Origin of the sequence: Allosalinactinospora lopnorensis, assembly GCF_000981225.1 — a bacterium.
GTDB lineage: Bacteria > Actinomycetota > Actinomycetes > Streptosporangiales > Streptosporangiaceae > Allosalinactinospora > Allosalinactinospora lopnorensis.
In genome coordinates this window covers 1-22,571 of sequence record NZ_LAJC01000068.1, presented here as the reverse complement: position 1 = coordinate 22,571, position 22,571 = coordinate 1, and the positions used below count along the sequence as shown (strand labels likewise).

Genomic DNA, 22,571 nt, shown 5'->3' with positions numbered 1-22,571 from the left:
CCGTCTCGGTCAGCCAGCGCCGCTCTTCAGCATACCCAGGAACGCGCCCCATTCCCGGGTGAGGATCCGCAGGACTACCGCCTCGGGATACTTGGAATCGCGTACCGCTACTTCTACTTCGCGGCCCGACCCAATCCGGACTTGCATACAGTCATTCTGATTCTGGCCGTTGCTACTGTAACTCGCGCTCCGCCAGCCGGTCCACGCGTGGCCGGTCTCGGCCACCGCGTGAGAAAAATCCGCACACTGACCACCGGCGCCACAGTTACTCACATCTTTTCCGTCGCGCATCACCATCGGCATCTTTCGGTTCATCCGGCGCATCCAGCACCGTGACCAGTACTAACGCGCCTGTTACGCGCGTGTTCCCGACCAACCGCCAGTCCCGCTGTATATCCCCGCTTCGCCGGTCTTCATGTTGGCAGAATGCTCTATTTCTCCACAGAAGGATGATCTTGGGGGTGAGTTAATCGGCCGCCGGATTAACCGGAACGCACTTGGAGTCACTTTCTCGTCAACGAGCTGACTATTCCGCGATATACCTCTATTTTAATCTTCGGGGTTGGAGAGCGATTCCCCGGGGGTGCACCATTCCTGACCTGGAGGTCAGCTGGCCCCGCAGCAATGATGGGCAACACCGCTGAGGCCATGCCGCGTTCCGGTAATCCCCCTGCGTTTTCAGTGCTCCCTGAGGTTTCAGGACAGCCGCTGGTAGAGGTGCCGGCGACCCGCGCTTGAGTCGGGAAACCGGCGGCTGCGGCGCCGAGGAACCCGCTGAGCCACCGGACACCGCCGGTGAAGACCGGCAGGACCTGGAAAACGCGGCAGAACCGGCAGGCCGGGGACACAGCGCGGCGGACCGGGAGCGACGGCCGCCCACTCCGGTCCTCCCGCTCCCCCGTATCCCCGAAAGAGCCGTGGATCGCGTTCGCAGCGCGATGGTGGTTGACTGTCCTCTCTCTCGCCCGGCAGGCGGTGAGGGGAAAGAGCACCGGACCGGAACGAAACCGCTGGAGTGGCATGGAGTCCCGCGACGCCATCTACCTCATCGCCGCCGCCACGTTGACCGCGGTGCTCGCCTACAAGCTCCGTCACCTCTACCGCAATCGGGCCAACCCCAAACTGTGGGCGATATGCAGCCTGATCCTCTTCGGCGGCCTGGAGTTCTGGTTCAGCGCACCGGCGAACGCGAGCCGGGTCAACGAGGTGACCGGTGTTTCCAACATCGCTATGCCGCTGATCTTCTGTTCCGCCACGATCAACGCGGCGTCGGTCGTGGTGCTGGCGCTGTACTGGCGTTACCCTCCAGAGGCGGCATGGCGCCGGATCCGCTGGGTCCTGGCCCTCTACGGCCTCGACATCGCCGCCATGGTCGTGCTGTTCGGTATGTCGTCGGTGCCCAAGGAGCGGATGTTCGCCGATTTCATCACCGAGTACGCGACCCAGCCGACGGTCGGCGCGTTCCTCATGATCCGGTTCGTGACGGCTCTGATCACCGCGGGAAGTATCGCCCTGTGCTGTTTCGCCTGGGCGCGGTCCCCCGACTTCGACCATCTGCCGTGGCTGCGGCGCGCCCTGCGCCTGTGGGCGGCGGCGTCATCGTGCTTCGCCGTCTACGGCGCCGTGTCGGCCGGCATCGTCGTCGCCACCTGGCTCCGGATGGACGCCCTCAACCAGGTGTTCGAGGCGATCGTGCCGCTGACCGCGCTGGTCGGGGCGTCGTTCGCCGGGGCGGCCCTGGTGGCTCCGCTCCTGGGTGCGCGGTGGCGGGCCCTGCGCCTGTGGGTGGACCAGTGGCGGGTCTTCTTCCTGCTGCGGCCGCTGCACCGCGCGATGAGCCGTGTCGCGCCCGGGCAGGTCTTCGTCGCCGAGGGCAAGCGGCTGGACCCCCACCACCGGACGCGCCGGATGGTGATCGAGTTCGGCGACTGGCAGTTGCTCCTGGCCCCCCTGCTCGACCCCGCCATCGGCGCGGCGGCCGAGCGTCTGGGACAGGAAGCGGATCTGGCCTCGGAGGACCTGGCTACCACGGTGGAGGCGGCTCAGCTCAAGGCCGCCTTGTGCACCTGGGAGCGCAGCGGGGCCACCGACCGCGGCAGGACGGACCCGCCCACCCCTCGCCACGACGACGCCCGAGACGGCAACCTGGACAGCGAACTTCTCTGGTGGGTCAGGGTGGCCCGCGCCTTCGGCAGCTCCCCGGTCGTCGCCAAGGCCTCGGCCCAGCAGGCCGGTTCCCCGGCCGCGCGCCCCGTGTAGCAGCCCGCGTCCTTCCCATCCGGCATCGGCGGTCCCGGAGCACGGGGCCGCCCGCACGTCCTTCCCGCAGCGGACGGTAGTGCGGCTTCGGTCGCAGAGCGAGGCGGGCGATGAGTTTTACCGCCCTGCCCGGTCAGTATGTACGGCAACGGGGCAGAGGGCGGCCGAGCCGCCGGGACCGAGGAGGGCGCATGGGAAAGACCAGGTTCCAGATCGCCATCTCACTGGACGGCTACATGGCCGGGCCACGGCAGAGCGAGGAGAACCCGCTCGGTGTGGGCGGAATGCGGCTGCACCAGTGGGTCTTCGCGCTGGAGGCCTGGCGCAGGAACCAGGGGATGGCGGGCGGCGTCGTCAACGCCAGCACTCCCGTGGTCGAGGAGGCGCAGGCCAACGTGGGCGCCGTCGTGATGGGCCGCAACATGTTCGGCGGCGGCCCGGGACCGTGGGGGCAGAACCCCTGGCGCGGCTGGTGGGGGGACACCCCGCCCTTCCACGCCCCGGTGTTCGTTGTCACCCACTACCCGCGCGAACCTCTGGAGATGGCGGGCGGCACCACCTTCCACTTCGTCACCGATGGCGCCGACTCCGCCCTGCGGCAGGCGAAGCGGGCGGCCGGCGGCACGGACGTGCTGATCGCCGGAGGGGCCGACGTCCTCCGGCAGTGCCTGGCCGCGGGCGCCGTCGAGGAGTTCGACCTGCACATCACCCCCGTCCTGCTGGGTGCCGGCGAGCGGCTGTTCGAGGGCGTCGGGGAACTCGAACTCGAGCAGGTGCGCGCGGTCGACGCGCCGGGCGTCACCCACATCAAGTACCGCGTCGTGGGCTAGGGGCGGCTGCTCCGCCACCGGGGCGAGCCGCCGACCGGAGCGGCCCGTCCGAACACCTCGGCGCCGCCCGCCTTCAGCCCTGGGCCGACTGCGGGGCGATCGTCTTCCCGACCCACTCGCGCAGAGCCTGCTTGGGAACCGCCCCGACCTGGCGCGACACCTCGCGCCCGCCCTTCAGCAGTACCAGGGTGGGGATGGAGTAGGCGTCGAAGCGCTCGGCCACCCCGCGCGCCGCGTCCACGTTGACCTTGACGAGTTTGAGGTGGCCCGCCATTTCGGCGGCGATCTCCTCCAGCGCGGGGCTGACCTGGCGGCACGGCCCGCACCAGGGCGCCCACAGGTCCACCAGGACATGCGTCGACGCCCGGTCTGCGATGTCGGTGAAGTCGGCGTCGCCTGCCTCCACCACCCACGGCAGCGGAGCGTGGCAGGCACCGCAGCGCGGTGTGCCCTGCTCTGCCGGGGGGATCCGGTTCTTCCGCCCGCAGTTCGGGCAGGTCGTCGGTGCCGTCGTCATCACCGCCTCCTCCCTCGTACTCGGCGCGGCCCGATCAGGCCGCGGCCTCCTGCGGCGCGCGCGGACCACTGGGCTCCACCGTGATGGTGCCGTCGCGCGCCCCGATCCGCAAAGTGTCGCCATCGGTGACCTCTCCCGCGACCAGCGCCCGGCCGATACGGGTCTCCACCTCGTGGGCGATGAACCGGCGCAGCGGCCGCGCCCCGTAGACCGGATCGAACCCCTCCCGGGCGATCAGCCCGGCGGCCTCCTCGGCCAGTTCGAGGGTGATCCGGCGCTCGGCGAGGCGCTCGCGCAGCTCGTCGAACTGCAGCTCGACGATGCGCTCGATCTGCTCCAGCCCCAAGGGGGCGAACAGCACCACGTCGTCGATCCGGTTCAGAAACTCGGGGCGGAAGTGGGAACGCAGCTCGGCCATGACCAGTTCGCGCGCCTCCGGTGTGATCGTCCCCTCGGGTGTGACGCCGTCGAGCAGGTACGTGGAGCCGAGGTTGGAGGTCATGATGATCACGGTGTTGCGGAAGTCGACGGTGCGGCCCTGGGCGTCGGTGATCCGGCCGTCGTCCAGCACCTGGAGCAGCGTGTTGAACACGTCGGCGTGCGCTTTCTCGATCTCGTCGAACAGCAGAACGGAGTAGGGTCTGCGGCGCACCGCCTCGGTGAGCTGGCCGCCCTCCTCGAAGCCGACGTAGCCGGGCGGGGCGCCGAGCATCCGGCTCACGGTGTGGCGCTCCTGGTACTCGCTCATGTCCAGCCGGACCATGTTGTCCTCGGTGTCGAACAGGGCCGCGGCGAGCGTCTTGGCCAGTTCCGTCTTGCCGACCCCGGTGGGGCCGAGGAAGACGAAGGAGCCGATCGGACGCCGCGGGTCGCGGATTCCCGAGCGGGAGCGGATGATGGCATCGGCCACCAACTGGACCGCCTCCTCCTGCCCGACCACCCGCCGGCGCAGGATCTCGTCGAGGCGGAGCAGCTTCTCGCGTTCGCCCTCCCGCAGCCGGGCCACCGGAATCCCGGTCCACTGGGCGACGATCTCGGCGATCTCGTCCTCGGTGACGACCTCCCGCAGCAGCGGAGTCCCGCCCTGCTTGGCCGCCAGCCGCTCCTCCTCGGAGGCCAGGCGCCGTTCGAGTTCGCCCAGCCGGCCGTAGCGCAGCTCCGCGGCGCGGTTGAGGTCGTAGGAGCGCTCGGCCTCCTCGGCCTCGCGGCGGACCTGTTCGAGCTCCCCGCGCAGCTCCTGGACGCGCCGGATGGCCTGGCGCTCGGCCTCCCACTGGGCGTGGGCGGAGTCGACCTGGGCGCGCAGGTCGGCCATCTCGCGCCGCAGCTCCTCCAGGCGGGCCTGGCTTGCGGGATCGCTCTCCTTGGCCAGCGCCGCCTCCTCGATCTCGAGCCGGGTCAGCCGGCGGGTCATCTCGTCGAGCTCGGCCGGCATGGAGTCGATCTCGGTGCGCATCCGCGCGCACGCCTCGTCGACCAGGTCGATCGCCTTGTCCGGCAGGAACCGGTCGGAGATGTAGCGGTGGCTCAGCGTGGCCGCGGCGACCAGTGCGCTGTCCTGGATCTTCACCCCGTGATAGACCTCGAACCGCTCGCGCAGCCCGCGCAGGATCGACACGGTGTCCTCGACGCTGGGTTCGTCCACCAGGACGATCTGGAAGCGGCGCTCCAAAGCCGCGTCGGGCTCGATGCGCTTGCGGTACTCGTCGAGGGTCGTCGCGCCGATCATGTGCAGCTCGCCGCGGGCCAGCATCGGTTTGAGCATGTTGCCGGCGTCCATCGCGCCTTCGGCGGCACCCGCGCCCACGACGTTGTGCAGCTCGTCGACGAACAGCAGGATCCTCCCCTCGGCGGCCTTCACCTCGGCCAGGACCGCCTTGAGCCGCTCCTCGAACTCGCCCCGGTACTTGGCCCCAGCCACCAGTGAGGCGATGTCCAGTGCGAATATCGTGCGGTCGCGCAGTCCTTCGGGTACGTCGCCGCGGACGATCCGCTGGGCGAGCCCTTCGGCGATCGCCGTCTTGCCGACTCCGGGATCGCCGATGAGGACCGGGTTGTTCTTGGACTTGCGGCTCAGGATCTGGATGACCCGCCGGATCTCGGTGTCCCGGCCGATCACCGGGTCCAGCGCGCCGCTTCGGGCCTCCTCGACCAGGTCCCGGCCGTACTTCTCCAGCGCCTCGTAGGCCGACTCCGGGGTGGCCGAGGTGACCCGCTGGCTGCCTCGGATCCGGGTCAGCGCCGCGAGGAACCCCTCCCGTTCGACGCCGTGCTCGTGCAGCCGCCGGCCCGCTGCCGACCCCGTGCCCTCCTCCAGCAGGGCGAGCATCAGGTGCTCGACGGAGACGTATTCGTCCTTGAGTCGGGCGGCCTCGCGCTCCGCCGCCTCCAGCAGCCGCGCCAGCCGGCGCGTCACCGCGACCTGGCCAGGCTCGGCCCCGGGCCCGGTGGAGCGCGGCAGCCGGGCCAGGTCGGACTCGACGTCGGCGCGCAGCGCCGCGACGTCGACCCCGGTGGACTCCAGTAGCCGCGGCACCAGCCCATCGGTCTGGTTCAGCAGGGCGAGCAGCAGGTGCTCCCCCTCGACCTGGGCGTGCCCGGAGCGCTCCGCGAGCTTCTGCGCCTCCTGCAGGGCTTCCTGGGACTTCTGGGTCAGTCGGTTCACGTCCATGGTCGTCCACCTTCCCGCGCGTGGCGCAGCTCCGCTTCGAGCCGGTCGATGCGCTCCAGCAGGTCGAGCACGAGCCCGATCGCCGCGTAGTTGAGGGGCAGGTCACGGCGCAGGCGCTGGATACGGGCGACCCTCAGCGGCACGTCGGTGCCGAACCGGAGCTCGCCCGCACGGTCGCGCGCGGCGTCGACCAGGCTCAGCGCCACGAACCGGCGCAGCGTCTGCGGGTGCACGCCGCACAGCCGCGCGGCGTCGTCGAGGCCGAGCCCGCGCGGCCGGGCCAGCGGGTAGCTCCCCCGGAGCTGACCGGGACTCGCGGCCATTGCCCTCACCTCCTCGGGTCGAAGTTCGAGGCCGCCGCCAGTTCTTCGAACAGCGCGCGTTCTCGGTTGGAGAGGTTCGGCGGAACCATGATCCGCACCTCCGCGTAGAGGTCGCCGGGAGCGCCCTTCGGGTTGGGCAACCCTTCGCCGCGCAGCCGCAGGCGCCGTCCGCTGGAGGATCCCGGTGCCATCCGCACCTTGGTCTCCCCGCCCGGGGTGGTGAGCGGCACGGTGGCGCCGAGCGCCGCCTCCCAGGGCGCGACGCGCAGGTCGACATAGATATCGCGGCCGACCAGGCGGTAAAGAGGGTGCGGCGCGATCCGCACGGTGATGTAGAGGTCGCCCGACGGCCCGCCTCCAACGCCCTGCGCGCCCTGCCCGGCCAGCCGGATGCGCTGGCCTTCCACCACCCCCGCCGGGATGGTGACGTCGTACTCGCGCGGCCCCTGCGGGCCCGTCAGGGTGATGTGTCGGATCCCGCCCCGGTACGCCTCCTCGACGCTCAGCTCCAGCTCGGCCTGCTGGTCGGCGCCGCGCAGAGGGCCGCTGGCCCGCCTGGCACCGAACAGGCTGCCGAACAGGTCCTCGAAGTCGAATCCGACATCGCCGAAGTCCGGCGGCGCCTCACCGCGGCTCCACCACTGGCGCTGCTGCCCCGCGCCCCCTCCGGCCCGCGCGTATGCGCCGGGGTCGACGTCCTCGGGCACCCGCTGGAAGTCCGGGCCGAAGGCATCGTAGCGCGAGCGGGTCTGCGGGTCCGACAGCACCTGGTAGGCCTCGTTGACCTCCTTGAACCGCTCCTCGGACGAAGGGTCGGAGTTGACGTCGGGGTGGTAGCGGCGGGCCAGTCGGCGGTAGGCCTGCTGGATCTCCTCGGCGCTCGCGTTCCGGTCGACCCCCAAGACCTCGTAGTAGTCGCGTGCCATGAGCAGCTCACACCCGTTCCTCGGCTTCCGCGGCTCCCTCGGCGAGTTTCCCGGAGACGGCCACCGCCGCGGGGCGCAACTGCCGCTCAGCGCTGCCGTAACCGGGCCGCAGCACTTCCAGCACGTGCCCGGCCGGTGCCTCGGAGGTCCCGCGCACCTCGACGACCTCGTGCCACAGGGGGTCGAAGGGCACGCCCACCTCCTCGTAGCGCGGGTAGCCCAGGCGGGCCAGTACCTCTACGGCCTGGTCGCGGACGGCTCGCACGCCCTCGACGAAGGCGCCCGTCTCCGAGTCGGCGTGGGCGAGCGCCAGGTCGAGGTTGTCGACGACGGGCAGCCAGGCCTCGGCGACGCGGGCCCGTTCGGCCGCAACCGCCCTGGTGAGCTCCGCCGCGTGCCGCTTGCGCAGGTTCTCCCGGTCGGCCAGGGCGCGGCGCCACCGATCCTCCAGCTCCCGCACGCGGGAGTCCACCTCGCTCTCCTCCTCCGGTCGGGGCCGCTCCGGTTCCGCGGCGGCCCGCTCCGCGGAGCGGGCCCCGGCCCCCGCGCCGGGGTCCGGCTGTTCGTTCGTCATGGACCCACCTCACCCCCGGTCGAACTCGGCGTCGATCACGTCGTCGTCTGAGGTCGTGTCGGCGGAACCGTCCCTGCTCCTCGGAACCTCGGGTCCCTGCTCGCCTGGCTGCTGACTCATCAGCGACTGCAGGGCCTGCTGCAGGTCCGAGGTCAGCGCACGCGCCTGCTCCGCCGGCGCCTGGTCCTTGACGGCCTGGCGGGCCTCGCCGACGAGCATCTCCGCTCGCGCCCTCTCATGCTGCGGCGCCGCCTCGCCCAGCTCACTGAGCCTGCGTTCCACCTGGTAGGCGGCGCTGTCCAGGGCGTTGCGGGCGTCCACGGTCTCACGCAGCGCCCGATCCTCGTCACGGTTGCGCTCCGCTTCCTGAACCATCCGCTCGATTTCGGAGCGGTCAAGATTGGAGCTCTCGCTGATGGTGATGCTCTGCTCGCGTCCGGTGTCCTTGTCCCTCGCGGTGACATGGAGGATGCCGTTGGCATCGATGTCGAAGGTGACCTCGATCTGGGGCTCCCCGCGCGGTGCCGGCCTGATGTTCTCAAGCCGGAACCGGCCCAGGACCCGGTTGTCGGCGGCACGCTCGCGTTCGCCCTGGAGGACGACCACGTCGACGGCGGGCTGGTTGTCCTCGGCGGTGGAGAACACCTCGCCGCGCCGTACCGGGATGGTGGTGTTGCGCTCGATGATCCTGGTCATCACGCCGCCCTGCGTCTCGACGCCCAGCGACAACGGGGTGACGTCCAGTAGGACGACGTCCTCGACCTCGCCCTTGAGCACCCCCGCCTGGATCGCCGCGCCGACGGCCACCACCTCGTCCGGGTTGACGCTCATGTTCGGGTCCTTGCCGTTGGTGAGCTTGCGCACCAGGCTCTGGACCGCGGGAATGCGGGTGGAGCCGCCGACCAGGATGACCTCGTCGATGTCGTCGGTGGAGGCTTTGGCGTCAGCCATCGCCTGGCGGACCGGTCCCCGGCAGCGCTCCACGAGGTCCGCGGTGAGCTGGTCGAACGTCGAACGCATGAGCGTGGTGGTGAGGTGCTTGGGACCCGAAGCGTCGGCGGTGATGAACGGGAGGTTCACCTGGGTCTGGGTCACCGAGCTCAGTTCCACCTTCGCCTTCTCCGCGGCTTCGAAGAGCCGCTGCAGCGCTTGGGGATCGTTCCGCAGGTCGATGCCGTTGGCCTGCTGGAACTCGGCGGCGAGGTGGTCGACCACTCTCCGGTCGAAGTCGTCGCCGCCCAGATGGGAGTCGCCCGCGGTGGCGCGCACCTCGACGACCCCGTCGCCGACGTCGAGGAGGCTCACGTCGAAGGTCCCGCCCCCGAGGTCGAAGACGAGCACGCTCTCGTGCTCGCGCTTGTCCAAGCCGTAGGCCAGGGCCGCGGCCGTCGGCTCGTTGATGATCCGCAGCACTTCGAGGCCCGCGATATGGCCGGCGTCCTTGGTGGCGGTGCGCTGGGCGTCGTTGAAGTAGGCGGGAACCGTGATGACGGCTTCCGTCACGCGCTCGCCGAGCGACCTGCCCGCGTCCTCGGCGAGCTTGCGCAGGACCAGCGCGCTGATCTCCTCGGGCGCGTACTGCCTTCCGCGCACCTCGAAGCGCGCCTCCCCGTTGGGGCCGGCCACGACGTCGAAGGCCACGGCCTTGGCCTCCTCGGGCACCTCGTCGTAGTGGCGCCCGATGAACCGCTTCGCGGAGTAGATCGTCCCCTTCGGGTTCAGGATCGCCTGGCGCCGCGCCAGTTGCCCGACGAGGCGCTCGCCCTCCTCGCTGAACGCGACCACCGAGGGTGTGGTCCGCGCGCCCTCGGCGTTGGGCAGTACGTCGGCTTCGCCGCCCTCCCACGCGGCGATCACCGAGTTCGTCGTGCCCAGGTCGATACCGACTGCTTTAGCCATGGGCTTGCTCCTTCTCGAGTCTGGAGGATGTGTGCCGCCACAGGCTGCGCCCGCGGATCGCGGGCGCCGCCCCTTTGCGGGCGGCGTTCCGGTGCTTCCGGTGAACGCCCCGCGCTGCCTGCTCTCGGCCAGCGGCCGATCAGGACGCGGAAAGGGACGGGCACGTCGACCGCACTCGGCACTGGCCGCGGAGTCCCCTTCTCATCACGGCCGTCGAACAACACGGGGAGGGAGGAGAGATCGCAACGGCTGGAAAGGCGCTCGCGGCTCCACGCCTCTGGCGGCGGGGTGCCGGTCCGCGGAGCACCCGCCGCAGGATCCCACGCGGGCATTGGGCCCTTTGGGCTGCCCATTGGGCACATCGTAGGCAGGTCACGCCGCGTGTATGAAGGTCGCCCACGGTCATTTTCGGGTCAAGTTCAGGCCGGTGGGAGCCATCCTGCCGGGGTCGGAACCGCCCGGCTGGGAGGGGATCGGGAGCCCCGGTGGGCACCAGTCGGCGGTGCGGTCCGCCGGCTCCGGTGTGCGTGAGTCCGCGGTCACCCGGCCGGCGCGGTCAGGTACCGAGAGACCGGTTCCCACCGGGAAGGGGCTTCCGCGCCGCTCCCGCACCGGGTGTCTCAGAAGGTCACATCGGACCAGAGGGAGTTGTGGTCGGAGACCCTGTCCTCATCGACTTCGGTTCCGTGGATCTCGACGTCGTTGGAGACGAAGAGGTAGTCGAGCTTGAACTTGGTGACCTCGACCGCCACTCCGGACCGCTCCTCGATGACCCTGAGGGTCAGAGCGCCGTCCCGGCAGCCGCCGTTTCGTCCGCTCCCCTGACCGACACTGTCGGCCTCCTTGAGGTCGCCGTCCGCACCGGCGCCGTAGCGCGGGTCGTAGAAGTCGTCGAGCGCGGCCGAAACCGGTTCGTCGTTGAGGTCACCGCCGAGCAGCACGGTCATGCCCTGGTACTTCTCGGCTAGGACGTCTTTGAGGGCCGCCGCCTCCGCCCGCCTCTCCGCCTCTCTGTCGTCCTTCTCCGATTTGGCGGTCAGGTGGGCCGTGCAGAACACGGCCCCCTTGGACTCCGAGCTCACGCACGGTGCCCGCCTCTTGGTGCTCTGCCCGTCCGGGGTGTTGAGGTCGTGGCTGCTTTTGGCGATGTCGTCGGCGAAGTCCGCCCGGTACACGATCGCATTGCCGAAACGCGCGCCGTTTTTGCAGGTGGCGTACTCGCCGGAGTCGTAGGAGTCCTTCGGGGTCGGGTCGAAGTACACGTTGTAGCCATAGGGGGCGAGCCTGGCCGCCAGGGCGAAGGACTGGGTCTCGCACACCTCCTGCAGTCCGAGGAAGACCGGTGTGCGCTGCTTGACGCTGTCGACGACGGTGCTGACGATCGGCTCCGCGTCGCCGGCGTGCCCCAGACTCCCGTATATGTTGAACGTGCCGATCCGCTGCCTTTCGCGCCGGCTGCCATCAGCGCGGGCGGGCGGCGCCTCCTCGGCCCCGGCCCACTCGGAGCAGTTCTCCCGTTCGGTACCCCCCAAGACGGCCGCCTCCTCCGGTGGGGCGCAGTAGGTCCCGCCGAACACGGTGCACAGCGCACGTCTCATCTCGTCGGTGACGGCGCCGGCCGCCCCGGGTGAGGCCAGCACGACAGCGCCCATGATCCCGCCGGCCAGCACGAGAGGCACCGCGTACCTCTGCCCGCAGCGGCGCAGCCACGCCCATATTCCCACCACAGCTTCCTCCTTCGGCTATGGCAAGCTTGAGCGACTTTACCTCCCCGCGGACAGGACCGGGGGATCCGATTCCCGCCAAGGACAGCCGGAGCACCAGTCATGCGCTGGTCGGCCCCCCGATCGGCGCCATCTCCACCATCCCGGCTGTCAGTCGTCGCGGCCGGGGGCCGCGGCGGAGACGGCTTCCGCGACGAGCTCCTCTTCGGTGGCGCCCAGGCGCCAGTAGCCGGTGAACGTCACGGCCCTGCGGTCGAATCCGCGCTCGCCGACGAGATGGCGGCGCATGGCCCGGACGCTTCCGGCCTCCCCTGCGATCCAGGCGTAGAGGGCGCCCTCGGGCAGTTCGGCGGCGCGCACGGCGTCGAGAAGGCCGCCGCGCCCCTGCTGGGCGGCCTCACTACGGAAGAGCCAGGTGATCTCGGCGTCGGCTTCGGTGGGCAGGTACTGCCGGTCGTCCGGGTGGGGGACCTCGATCCAGACCTTGGCGCGGGCGCTCGCCGGCAGCCACTCCAGGATCCCGGCGACAGCGGGCAGCGCGGTTTCGTCCGCGGCGATCAGCGTCCAGTCGGTACCGGGCGGCGGGCGGAAGTCGACCCCGCCGTTGTCCTCGACGACCGGGCCGAGGACGGTGACGCGGTCGCCGGGGCGGGCCCGCGCCGCCCAGCGGGAGGCGGGACCGCTGTCGCCGTGCAGCGCGAAGTCGACGTCGAGCTCGTCGGGATCGCGGCGCTGGTCGCGCGCGGTGTAGGAACGCATGATGCCCCGGACCGCCGGGTCCATGGCCCGCCACCTCGCGAACCATTCCTGCCCCGCCTCGGTGGGAACGACCGGAGTCTCCTGGTGGGGGTGCGGCAGGAACAGCTTGAAACGCTGGTCGCGGCTACCGGTGGCGAAGCCGCCGAGCTCCTGGCCGCCGAAGGTGATCCGGAGCATGGTGGGCCCAAGGCGTTCGGTCCGCACGACACTCAGCTCGAAGAAGCGGAACGGCACGGCGGTGGCGGCTGTTGCTGTGGCCATTGCGCGGGAACTCCTGATTCGTGGATGGACGGTCCCAGGTCACCGTCCTCGGCGGCGCTGGGCGGGTGGGACACGGCGGTTTCCGGGGCGCCTTCGCGGAGAGCGTGCTCAGCCGACCTTCTCGGCCTCCCGGATCGCCTCGGCGAGGTCCTCGATCAGCGGAGCGCACCCCGCGTAGGAGAAGCGGGGCTCGCTCACCCAGGGGATGACCTGGTCGGCCTCGACCGCGGGCAGCTCCTTCCACGTCGGCTTGGAGCCGAGGTCCTCCGGCTGCAGGGCCGAGCTCCGGTTGTCGAGCATGATGAGGTCGGCGCTGTACTTGTCGGCGTTCTCCCAGCTGAGGCTTTCGAAGAAGCCGCCCTCGTCGAGATTGTCCGGGATGACGAAGTCGACGCCGAGCTCCTGGAAATAGCGCAGGTCGGCAGCGGTTTCGGGGTTGGAGGCGTAGAACAGGTCGGCGTCGCCGGAGGCGGCCATGACCTTGATGCCGCCGTTGGCTTCGGCGGCTTCCCGGAGGGCGTCGGAGGCCTCGTCGAAGCGCTTCTTGGCCTCGGTCGCCTGCTCGGAGTTCAGGTCGGCCCCGAGAGCCTCGGCGAGTTCGGCGTGGCGCTCCAGCGGTTCGGGAAGCGAGACGTCAGCGACGTTCAGCCCGATACTCGGGGCGATGCTGAGGATCTCCTCCTCGCTCTCCTCAGGGACGTACCAGAGGGTGTCCTCCTCGTACATGCTGGAGATCAGCACGTCCGGCTCGAGTGCCGCGTACTCCTCGATGCTGAACTCGCCCCAGGCGTTGCCGAGGACCGTGACCTTGTCGACGTCGAGGTCGCCGGCCTGGACGTCGGCCTCACCGTCCTCGCCCTTCGTGGGGCCGAACACCCCCACGCACTCGATTCCGTAGTCGTGGAGGACAGCGGCGGTTCCCACGAAGGCGACGATGGCCTCGGGCCGCCCGTCGGTCTGCACCGTCGTTCCGCGGTCGTCCTCGAAGCTCCAGGAACCTCCCTTCGATTCGGAGCCGGAGGGCGCGCCGCCGCACGCGGTGGCCAGGCTTCCGATACCGAGCGCACCGAAAGCGGTCAGCAGTCCGCGGCGGGAAAGAGGATGGGAACGAACACGCGGCATGAGCTTGCGTCCTTTCACTGCATGGGGGATCCGGAGCTGGGGGCAGCAACCGAAGCAAAGAGTAGCTTAGCCTAACCTGTGTTAGGTTAATCTAACCAATACCTTTACCGGTGTCCGTGGTCCCCCTCCCGAACCGGAGCCCGCACGTGTCCCTCCGCTCCTCCCAACGAGCCGAGGCGGGAACGGCAACCCCCCAGCCCTTCGGCAGCCGGCCGGTCCCCGGTCCGCACGCGGCGCGCGCGGCCGGACTGCTCTGCGCCCTGCTGCTCCTGCTCGCCGCCTCTGCGCTCAGCCTGGCGGTGGGCGCCAAGCACCTGCCCCTGGAGCAGGTGTGGCACGGCCTCGTCGACAGCGGTTCGGCCGACTACACCGTGGTGCACGAGATGCGGCTGCCGCGCACGCTGCTGGGGTTGCTCGCCGGGAGCGCGCTCGGGCTCGCCGGGGGCGTGATGCAGGCGCTGACGCGCAACCCGCTCGCCGACCCGGGGATCCTGGGGATCAACGCGGGTGCGTCGGCGGCCGTGGTCTCGGCGATCTCCTTCCTGGGGGTGGCCACCTTCACCGGCTATATCTGGTTCGCGTTCCTGGGTGCGGCACTGGTCTCCGTTCTGGTCTACGTGGTCGGCGGCGGGCGCGAGGCCACTCCGGCGCGGTTGGCGCTCGCCGGGACCGCGATCGGCGCGGCGCTCTACTCCTACGTGAACGCGGTGCAGTTGCTGGACACCGCCTCACTGGACAGGATGCGCTTCTGGACGGTCGGCTCACTGGCCGACGCCCGGATCGAAACGGTGGCGAAGGTGGCCCCGTTCGTGCTCGCCGGACTGCTGCTGGCGCTCGCTCTGGCCCGGCCGCTGAACGCCCTCGCACTGGGCGACGAAGCGGCGCGCGCGCTCGGAACCACCCCCGTCGGCACCCGGGCGCTCGCCATGACAGCGGTGACACTGCTGTGCGGCTCGGCCACGGCGGCCTGCGGGCCGATCGTCTTCGTCGGGCTGGCGGTGCCGCACCTGGTGCGCGCGCTGACCGGACCCGACCTTCGCTGGCTGCTCTCCTACTGCGCTGTGCTCGCACCCGTGCTGTTCCTCGGCGCCGACGTGTTGGGGCGGATCCTGGCACGGCCGGCGGAACTCCAGGTGGGCATTATGACGGCCGTGCTGGGCGGCCCGTTCTTCCTGTTCCTGGTCCGGCGGCGAAGGGTGGCGCGGGCATGAGTGTCATACGCCGCGGGGACTGGTCCATCCGTTTCCGGTCGCGGACGCTCGCGGTCGGGGCGGCGTGCGCGCTCGCCGCCGTGGTGGCGGCGGTGTTCGCCATCGGCAGCGGCCCGTATCCGATGAGCGCCGGCGATGTGCTCCGCGCTCTCACGGGGGCCGGCGCTCCGGCGGACGTCTTCATCGTCCACGGGATACGGCTACCCAGAACGGTCACGGCGCTGCTCGCGGGGGCCGCTCTGGCGCTGTCGGGAGCGGTGTTCCAGGCGCTGACGCGCAACCCGCTGGGCAGTCCCGACATACTCGGCTTCACTCAGGGTTCGGCAGCGGGGGCGCTGACCGCGATCGTGCTCCTCGGTGCGGACAGCTTCGGGTTGTCGGTCGGAGCGGTGCTCGGCGGAGTGGCCACCGGAGTGCTGATCTACGCGGTCCTGTGGCCCCGGGGGCTGCACGGCTACCGGCTCGTTCTGGTGGGGATCGGCACCGCGGCGATCCTCACCGGTGTCAACGGCTACCTGCTGACGAGGGCGGAGATCGTGGACGCGGCGCGCGCCGTGCTGTGGCTGACCGGAAGCCTCGACGGCCGGGACTGGGCCAATGCGCTGCCGCTGCTGGGCGCGATGCTGGTGCTGGTGCCGGTGGTGCTCTTCGGCTGCGGGCGCGCGCTGCAGATGCTGGAGATGGGGGACGACACCGCGAACGCGGTCGGTGTACGGGTGGAGCGGGTGCGGCTGACGCTCCTGGCGGCGGCGGTGCTGCTGGCCGCGTTCGCCGCCGCCGCCGTCGGGCCCGTGCTGTTCGTCGCGTTGACGGCACCGCACCTGGCGCGCCGGCTGACCCGGGCTCCGGGCCCGAACCTGGCGGCGTCGCTGTGCATGGGAGCGGCCCTGCTGGTGGTCGCCGACTGGGTCGCGCAACGCGCCTTCCCCGGGCACGAACTGCCGGTCGGCGTCGTAACGGGCCTCCTGGGCGGCGGCTACCTCGTGTGGCTGCTCACGGCGGAGCGCCGGGCTGGGCGGCTTTGACCGCAGCCGGCTGAGGACCGTGCGCCTGCGGTGTCGGGCGCCCCGTGCCTCGGCCCCGCAGAACGGATCGCGGCCGCGAGGACGGCGGTCGCCGCACCGGTCGGGGCGGTCAGCCGTCGAGGTAGACCTTGGCCTCGTAGGGCGCGAGCTCGCCGAAGCCCGACGGATCGCGGTAGTTGCCAAGGACCAGCCGCGGGCCGTCCGGCCCGGCCGCCTCGGCCGGGGCAGGTCGGGGTCCTTGGAGACGAAGTTGATGACGTCCATGCGGAAGCCGTCGGCGCCGCGGTCCAGCCACCAGCGCATGACTTCGTGCACGGCCGACCGCACCCGCGGGTTCTCCCAGTTGAGGGCGGGCTGGCGGCGCCCGAACAGGTGCAGGAAGTACTCGCCGGTGCGCTCGTCGTACTCCCATGCCGAGCCGGAGAACGCCGAGCCCCAGTTGTTCGGCGGGCCGCCGTCCACACCCCGGCGCCAGATGTAGAAGTCGCGGCGCGGGGACGAAACGGAGGCGCGCGATTCGACGAACCACGGGTGGAGATCGGAGGTGTGGTTCACCACGAGGTCCATCACCAGGCGCGTCCCGCGTGCGTGCAGCCCGTCGCGCAGCCGGTCCCAGTCCTCGATCGTGCCGAACTCCGGCGCTATGTCGCAGTAGTCGCTGATGTCGTAGCCGTTGTCGTCGCCCGGCGACGGATACACCGGTGAGAACCACACGACGTCGACCCCCCAGCAGCCTCAGGTAGTCCAGTTTCTCGGTGATCCCGGGGATGTCGCCGATGCCGTCACCGTCGCTGTCGTAGAAGCTGCGCGGATAGACCTGGTAGACGACGCTGCTCTGCCACCAGGGGGTGGACTGCTCGACCGTCATGGTGTCCTTTCGCCGGACCGCGGGACCACTGCCGCCGAAGTGTCTGCAAACGATGCCAATCGCACCACGGTGAAGTCAATCGAAAATCAACTGCACGCAGGTAGTGGAAAAATAGCAGTGGAAAACCGCCTGGGAACGCTACCAAAAAGGTGTGCCGAGACGAGCGCAGCGGTCCTCGGCGAAGGCCGCGCGGAGCGGCCCGCGACAGGCCGGGATATTCCCGCGCCGCCCAGCCGGCGGCGGACCCTCAGTAGCATCGTTGACATGGCGGTTCCTGAGCATCCCCGGATGAGCGACGTCGCTGAGCGGGCGGGCGTCTCCCTTTCGACGGTCTCCCGCGCGCTGCGCGGAGCCCCGGGTGTGGCCCCGCAGGTGCGGGAGAACGTGGAGCGCGCCGCCGCGGAGCTGTCCTATGTGGTCTCCCGGGGGGCCTCCAGCCTGGTCACCGGGCGCACCGGGCGTGTGGCGGTACTCGTCCCGTTCCTGCAGCCGTGGTTCTTCGGCGTCGCGCTGGCGGGAATGAACACCCAGATGCGCTCAAGCGGTCGGGACATGCTCGTCTACCAGGTAGGGGACGTCGACGAGCTCGACGGCTGCATCCGCTCGCTGCCCCTGCGGAGCAACGTGGACGCCGTTGTCGCGATCGCCCTCGACCTCGACGAGAAGGAGATCGCCCAGCTCGACGAGATCGGCGTGCCGGTCGTCTTCTGCAGCCAGTTCGTCGAGTGCCGGCCCAGCGTGTTCATCGACAACAGCGCGGCGGCCGCGGCGGCCACCAGGCACCTGCTCAACCTCGGCCACACGCGGATCGCCTACATCAACTCCCGTGACGCGACCGGGTTCTCGTGGAGTTCCCGCGACCGGTTGCGCGGGTACCGGCAGGCGATGGCCGCAGCGGGCGCCGAACCGCTGGTCGTCACGGAACGGCCCGGGCACGAGGGCGGCGCGCTGGCGACGGGACGCCTGCTGTCCCTGGACGTACCGCCGACGGCGGTGTTCGCCGAGTCCGACGACGTCGCCATGGGCGTGCTGCGGGTCCTGCGGAGGTCGCGCCTCGACGTTCCCGAGGTCGTCTCGGTCATGGGGTTCGACGACAGCGACACCGCCGAACTCCTCGACCTCACCACCATGGCCCAGCCCGTCTTCGACATGGGTGCGTGCGCGGCCCGGCTGGCCGACCGGGTCATCGACGCTCCCGACTCCGAACCCGAGCACGTCCAGCTCGAAACCCGGCTTGTCGTGCGCCAGTCGACGTCGACCCCTCGCAGCACGCGGAACCTGACCTCCTGAGACCCCGGCGGCCTTTCCGTCCCGCCACATGGGTTGCGGCTGACCGGGTAGCGGGCATCACCGACCGTAGGGGCAACCGCACGGGCGGGGGGCGCCCGGGAACAGGGGCGACGATGCGAACCACGTTAGGGCTGGGCCGCTGGTTCGGAATTCCGGTAGGCGTCAATATCGGGGTACTGGTGATCATCCTGCTCGTCGGGCTGGGCCTGACGTACGGGGTCTTCCCCATCTGGTTCCCCGATTGGTCGTTCACCGCGCACGCACTGGCCGCGCTGGTCGCAGCGCTGCTGCTGGTGTTCTCGATCCTGGTGCACGAACTGTCGCACGCCCTCGTCGCCCGGGCCATGGGCGTCGAAATCGAGGGCATCACCCTGTGGCTGCTCGGCGGGGTCGCCCAGATGCGGGGGGAACCCACGACACCGCGCAGCGACCTGGCGATCGCCGCCGTCGGCCCGGCGACGAGCCTCGGGCTCGGCATCGTGTTCGGGATTCTCACCGGTGCGGCCGGTGTGATCCCCATATGGGGGGAGCCGGCCGTCGCGGTGTTCGGTTTCCTCGCCTCGGCGAACATCATCCTCGCGGTCTTCAACCTGCTTCCCGCGGCGCCGCTGGACGGCGGCCGGGTACTGCGGGCGGCACTGTGGTGGGGCACCGGGGACCGCGCCCGCGCGGCCACCATCTCCGCCCGCGCGGGCCGCTTCCTCGGCCTGGCGCTGATCGGGCTCGGGATCGCCCAACTGCTGTTCCTGGCCGGGATCGGCGGGCTCTGGCTGGCGCTGATCGGCTTGTTCATGGTGCACGCGGCCTCCGCGGAGGAGGAGCAGGTCCGGCTGGGGGCGCGGCTCCACGGGGTCCGGGTGCGCGAAGTGATGTCGAACTCCCTCGTGACGGCGCCGCCGCAGGCCTCGGTCGCCGAGTTCATCGGCGACGTGGTGCTGCGGCACCGCTTCTCCACCTACCCGCTGGTCGACGAGTACGGCCGGCTGAGCGGTCTGGCCACGTTGAACCGGATCCGCTCGGTGCCGGCCGACCGGCGGGCGGACACCCGGCTCGAGGAGATCGCCTGCGCCCCTGAGGAGGTTCCGACAGCGACGGCCGACGAGCCCATCACGGAACTCCTGTCGCGCATGTACGGATGCAGCGACGGCCGGGCCGTCGTACTCGACGAGGTCGGGCGGGTCATCGGGGTCGTCTCGCCGACGGACATATCACGGTTGGCCCTGGCCGCGGACCTGCGCGCGGCCGACCCCTACCCGCCGCGCGGCGCGGATCTGAACACACGCAGGTGAGCGTGCTCCCTCTCCGCCGGCGCGGCCGGCGGAGGGTGCCCTGTGCCCACCTTCGCCGCAGCATTGCAAGCGCTACTGAGCAGAAATTGACTGATAAACAGGGTGTGTATCGAAGATTGTCATGATTTTTTGCAAACGCTTGCATTAAGGTGTGGGGCACAGTATGGTCCCGTGGAGTCCTGGTTAAGCCGGTTCGACGGAACGGAAGAAGCCGTGGCCAACATCGACGAGGCCCACCGGCCCCGGGATTCGCGGCACGGCGTGTTCCGTGACCACGGCGCCACCGCGGCACGGCAGCCGCCGGAGCAGACCGCATCCGGACCCCTGGTGGCCGCGGCGCCGCCCCTCCGGCGCCGTCCACGCTCCAGGACCCCGCGACGAAACCCCGGCCACCAGCAGGACCACACGACCGGCGAGGACAGGGGTACCCCTCTGGAAGCGGTGGATGCCCAACCTGGGTGTGGCCGCGATCGTGCTGTTCTGTCTGACCCCGTTCTACTGGATGGTGGCCACCACCCTGCGCCCGCCCAACCAGCAGTTCGACAACAGCCTCATCCCCAGATCGGTGTCACCGGAAAACCTGATCGCCGTGTTCGACCCCAGCGTGGGATTCCACCGGGCGCTGCTGAACAGCTTCCTGGTGGCCGGCATCACGACGGCCCTCACGCTCGTCATCGGCACGACCACGGCCTATGCCCTGGCCCGGCTGACCTTCCGGGGCAAGAAAATCGTCCTCGCGGCGATCATCGCCACCGTCATGTTCCCCGGTATCTCGCTGATCGTGCCGCTGCTCAAGCTCTTCACCGACATCGGCTGGATCAACACCTACCAGGCGATGATCGTGCCCTACCTCTCCTTCGCGCTGCCGCTGACGGTGTGGCTGCTGACGACGTTCTTCAAGCAGATGCCGTTCGATCTCGAACAGGCGGCCCAGGCCGACGGCTGCACGCCGGGCCAGGCCTTCCGCAAGGTGATCCTCCCGATCGCGCTGCCCGGCATGTTCACCGCGGCCGTCCTCACCTTCATCATGGCCTGGAACGAGTTCATCATCGCCCTGACGATAGTGAATAGACCCAAGATGCAAACGGTCACCGTCGCCATCTCCCAGTTCACCGGCGCCCAGCAGTTCGAGCTGCCCTTCGGCACCCAGATGGCCGCCGGCGTTGTGGTCACCATCCCACTGGTCCTCCTGGTGCTCATCTGCCGGCGCCGCATCATCGCCGGTCTCACCGCGGGCGGAGTGAAATGACCCCGCGTACAACCGGCACCCGCCGCTCTCCCGGCGGTGGACGCCACAGAGAAGGGAAACCCCGCATGCATGGCACCGACGCGACCGGTTCGGCGCGGTCCGGGACCGCCCCGTGGTGGCGGGACGCCGTGATCTACCAGATCTACATCCGCAGTTTCGCCGACGGCAACGGTGACGGCATGGGCGATATCGCCGGCATCCGCTCCCGGCTGCCCTACCTGCGGGACCTGGGCGTAGACGCGCTCTGGATCACCCCCTGGTACCCCTCGCCGCAGGCCGATGCCGGCTACGACGTCGCGGACTTCCGCGACATCGACCCCCGGTTCGGCACCCTCGCCGAGGCGGAGGCACTGATCGCCGAGGCCCATGAACACGGGCTGCGCGTGATCCCCGACATCGTCCCCAACCACGTTTCCGACCAGCACGTCTGGTTCCGGGCGGCGCTGGCCGCCGGCCCCGGCAGCCCGGAACGGGAGCGCTTCGTCTTCCGCCCCGGCCGCGGCCCCGACGGCGCCGAACCCCCCAACAACTGGCGCTCGGCCTTCGGCGGGTCCGCGTGGACGCGGGCCGCCGACCCGGACGGCAGTCCGGGAGAGTGGTACCTGCACCTGTTCGCCCCGGAGCAGCCGGACCTGAACTGGGAGAACCCGGAGGTGCACGCGGAGTTCCAGTCCGTCCTGCGGTTCTGGTTCGACCGCGACGTCGACGGCTTCCGCATCGACGTCGCGCACGGACTGGTCAAGGACGCCGACCTGCCGGACCTGCTGGACGACACCAGTGCCTACCCCGCTGGTGCGCACCCGCACCAGGACCGGGACGCGGTGCACGAGATCTACCGCGCGTGGCGGCGGGTGGCCGACGAGTACCCGGGCGACCGGAAGTTCGTCGCGGAGGCGCACACGCCGACCCCGGACCGGCTGGCCAACTACGTGCGCTCCGACCGCCTGCACACGGCGTTCAACTTCGACTTCCTGCGCTGTCCGTGGGACGCCGACGCCTTCCGCGAGGTCATCGACACCACCACGTCGTACCTGGAGGAGGTCGGCGCACCCGCCACCTGGGTGCTGTCCAACCACGACGTGATCCGCCACCCCAGCCGCTACGGCCGTTCGCTCCAGGAGTGGCCCTACGGCGGGCGCTTCTCCGCTGAGACCCCGCTCGACCTGGAGTTGGGTCTCCGGCGGGCCCGGGCGGCCGCGCTGCTCATGCTGGCCCTGCCGGGCGGTGCCTACGTCTACCAGGGAGAGGAGCTCGGCCTCTGGGAGGTCGAGGACCTTCCCGACGAGGTGCTGCAGGACCCGATCTGGGAGAGGTCCGGGCGCACCGAACGCGGGCGGGACGGCTGCCGGGTACCGCTGCCGTGGTCGGGCACCGCTCCGCCGTTCGGTTTCTCCCCGGATGGCAGCGGCGCCGAGCCCTGGCTGCCCCAGCCCGAGGAGTGGAAGGAGTACACCGCACGGGCGCAGGACGGCCGTCCGGAGTCCGTGCTCGGGCTGTACCGGACGGCGCTGCGACTCCGCCGGGAACATCCCGCCCTTGGCGAGGGTGAACTGGAGTGGAGCGAGGCGGACGAGGGAGCGCTCTCCTTCACCCGCGCCCCCGGGTTCGGCTGCGTCGCCAACCTGTCCAACCGGCCCTGTCCGCTCCCCCGCGGACGCGTGCTGCTTGCCAGCGGCCCTCTGGAGGAGGACCGCCTTCCGCCGGACACCGCGGTCTGGCTCGCGCTGTGACCGCCGGCCCCGTCCGCCGCGCCGGGGCGGGGCTCGCCCGCGTG

At 70.5% G+C, this 22,571-nt stretch carries 18 protein-coding genes and 1 pseudogene; 8 read left to right on the top strand and 11 right to left on the bottom strand.

The window, feature by feature from the left end:
- Positions 1–9 precede the first annotated feature (9 nt).
- Positions 10–315, bottom strand: a complete 306-nt coding sequence (locus VS93_RS28485) for a DUF397 domain-containing protein (protein ID WP_236700645.1) — start codon at positions 313–315, stop codon at positions 10–12.
- Positions 316–1,020: 705 nt separating this feature from the next.
- Between VS93_RS28485 and VS93_RS20885 the strand changes: the two genes are divergently transcribed.
- Both VS93_RS20885 and VS93_RS20880 read left to right on the top strand, forming a co-directional pair.
- Positions 1,021–2,259: an MAB_1171c family putative transporter gene (locus VS93_RS20885; RefSeq protein ID WP_046471595.1), complete on the top strand. Its 1,239-nt coding sequence runs from the start codon at positions 1,021–1,023 to the stop codon at positions 2,257–2,259.
- Positions 2,260–2,450: 191 nt separating this feature from the next.
- On the top strand, positions 2,451–3,089 hold the full coding sequence (locus VS93_RS20880) for a dihydrofolate reductase family protein (RefSeq protein WP_046471594.1): 639 nt from the start codon (positions 2,451–2,453) through the stop codon (positions 3,087–3,089).
- 73 nt (positions 3,090–3,162) lie between these two features.
- On the opposite strand, the gene trxA is transcribed toward VS93_RS20880, so the two are convergent.
- The 9 genes from trxA to VS93_RS20835 all read right to left on the bottom strand — a co-directional run bounded on the left by trxA (position 3,163) and on the right by VS93_RS20835 (position 13,865).
- Positions 3,163–3,606, bottom strand: coding sequence for a thioredoxin (gene trxA, locus VS93_RS20875; protein ID WP_046471593.1), 444 nt, complete (start codon positions 3,604–3,606; stop codon positions 3,163–3,165).
- 34 nt (positions 3,607–3,640) lie between these two features.
- Positions 3,641–6,277, bottom strand: coding sequence for an ATP-dependent chaperone ClpB (gene clpB / locus VS93_RS20870; protein ID WP_046471592.1), 2,637 nt, complete (start codon positions 6,275–6,277; stop codon positions 3,641–3,643).
- Positions 6,268–6,600 (bottom strand): chaperone modulator CbpM, encoded by a 333-nt coding sequence (locus VS93_RS20865; protein ID WP_046471591.1) that lies wholly within the window; start codon positions 6,598–6,600, stop codon positions 6,268–6,270. The genes clpB and VS93_RS20865 overlap by 10 nt, the downstream gene beginning before the upstream one ends.
- Positions 6,601–6,605: 5 nt before the next feature.
- Entirely contained in the window at positions 6,606–7,526 is a 921-nt protein-coding gene (locus VS93_RS20860) for a DnaJ C-terminal domain-containing protein (protein WP_046471590.1), read from the bottom strand.
- Positions 7,527–7,533: 7 nt separating this feature from the next.
- Positions 7,534–8,100, bottom strand: a complete 567-nt coding sequence (locus VS93_RS20855) for a nucleotide exchange factor GrpE (protein ID WP_046471589.1) — start codon at positions 8,098–8,100, stop codon at positions 7,534–7,536.
- A 9-nt stretch (positions 8,101–8,109) separates the two neighbouring features.
- On the bottom strand, positions 8,110–9,999 hold the full coding sequence (gene dnaK, locus VS93_RS20850) for a molecular chaperone DnaK (protein ID WP_046471588.1): 1,890 nt from the start codon (positions 9,997–9,999) through the stop codon (positions 8,110–8,112).
- Positions 10,000–10,619: 620 nt separating this feature from the next.
- Positions 10,620–11,723: an endonuclease/exonuclease/phosphatase family protein gene (locus VS93_RS20845; protein ID WP_156184956.1), complete on the bottom strand. Its 1,104-nt coding sequence runs from the start codon at positions 11,721–11,723 to the stop codon at positions 10,620–10,622.
- A 150-nt stretch (positions 11,724–11,873) separates the two neighbouring features.
- A complete protein-coding gene (locus VS93_RS20840; protein WP_046471586.1) occupies positions 11,874–12,743 on the bottom strand; it encodes a siderophore-interacting protein in 870 nt (289 codons plus the stop codon).
- 108 nt (positions 12,744–12,851) lie between these two features.
- Positions 12,852–13,865, bottom strand: a complete 1,014-nt coding sequence (locus VS93_RS20835; RefSeq protein ID WP_046471585.1) for an ABC transporter substrate-binding protein — start codon at positions 13,863–13,865, stop codon at positions 12,852–12,854.
- Positions 13,866–14,011: 146 nt separating this feature from the next.
- Between VS93_RS20835 and VS93_RS20830 the strand changes: the two genes are divergently transcribed.
- Both VS93_RS20830 and VS93_RS20825 read left to right on the top strand, forming a co-directional pair.
- A complete protein-coding gene (locus tag VS93_RS20830) occupies positions 14,012–15,076 on the top strand; it encodes a FecCD family ABC transporter permease (protein WP_046471584.1) in 1,065 nt (354 codons plus the stop codon).
- Entirely contained in the window at positions 15,073–16,101 is a 1,029-nt protein-coding gene (locus VS93_RS20825) for a FecCD family ABC transporter permease (protein ID WP_046471583.1), read from the top strand. Before VS93_RS20830 ends, VS93_RS20825 begins: the two co-directional genes overlap by 4 nt.
- Positions 16,102–16,323: 222 nt before the next feature.
- Here the strand turns inward: VS93_RS20825 and VS93_RS28480 are convergent.
- Positions 16,324–16,969: pseudogene (locus VS93_RS28480) on the bottom strand (alpha-amylase family glycosyl hydrolase); the annotation flags it as partial.
- A gap of 288 nt (positions 16,970–17,257) precedes the next feature.
- Here VS93_RS28480 and VS93_RS20815 point away from each other — a divergent pair.
- From VS93_RS20815 to VS93_RS20800, 4 genes are all read left to right on the top strand, one after another.
- On the top strand, positions 17,258–18,259 hold the full coding sequence (locus VS93_RS20815) for a LacI family DNA-binding transcriptional regulator (protein WP_046471581.1): 1,002 nt from the start codon (positions 17,258–17,260) through the stop codon (positions 18,257–18,259).
- A gap of 113 nt (positions 18,260–18,372) precedes the next feature.
- Entirely contained in the window at positions 18,373–19,548 is a 1,176-nt protein-coding gene (locus tag VS93_RS20810; protein ID WP_046471580.1) for a site-2 protease family protein, read from the top strand.
- Positions 19,549–19,993: 445 nt separating this feature from the next.
- The gene (locus VS93_RS20805) at positions 19,994–20,797 is read left to right on the top strand and encodes a carbohydrate ABC transporter permease (RefSeq protein WP_046471579.1); all 804 of its coding nucleotides are present in this window, start codon (positions 19,994–19,996) and stop codon (positions 20,795–20,797) included.
- 65 nt (positions 20,798–20,862) lie between these two features.
- The gene (locus VS93_RS20800) at positions 20,863–22,527 is read left to right on the top strand and encodes a glycoside hydrolase family 13 protein (RefSeq protein WP_046471578.1); all 1,665 of its coding nucleotides are present in this window, start codon (positions 20,863–20,865) and stop codon (positions 22,525–22,527) included.
- Positions 22,528–22,571 lie beyond the last annotated feature (44 nt).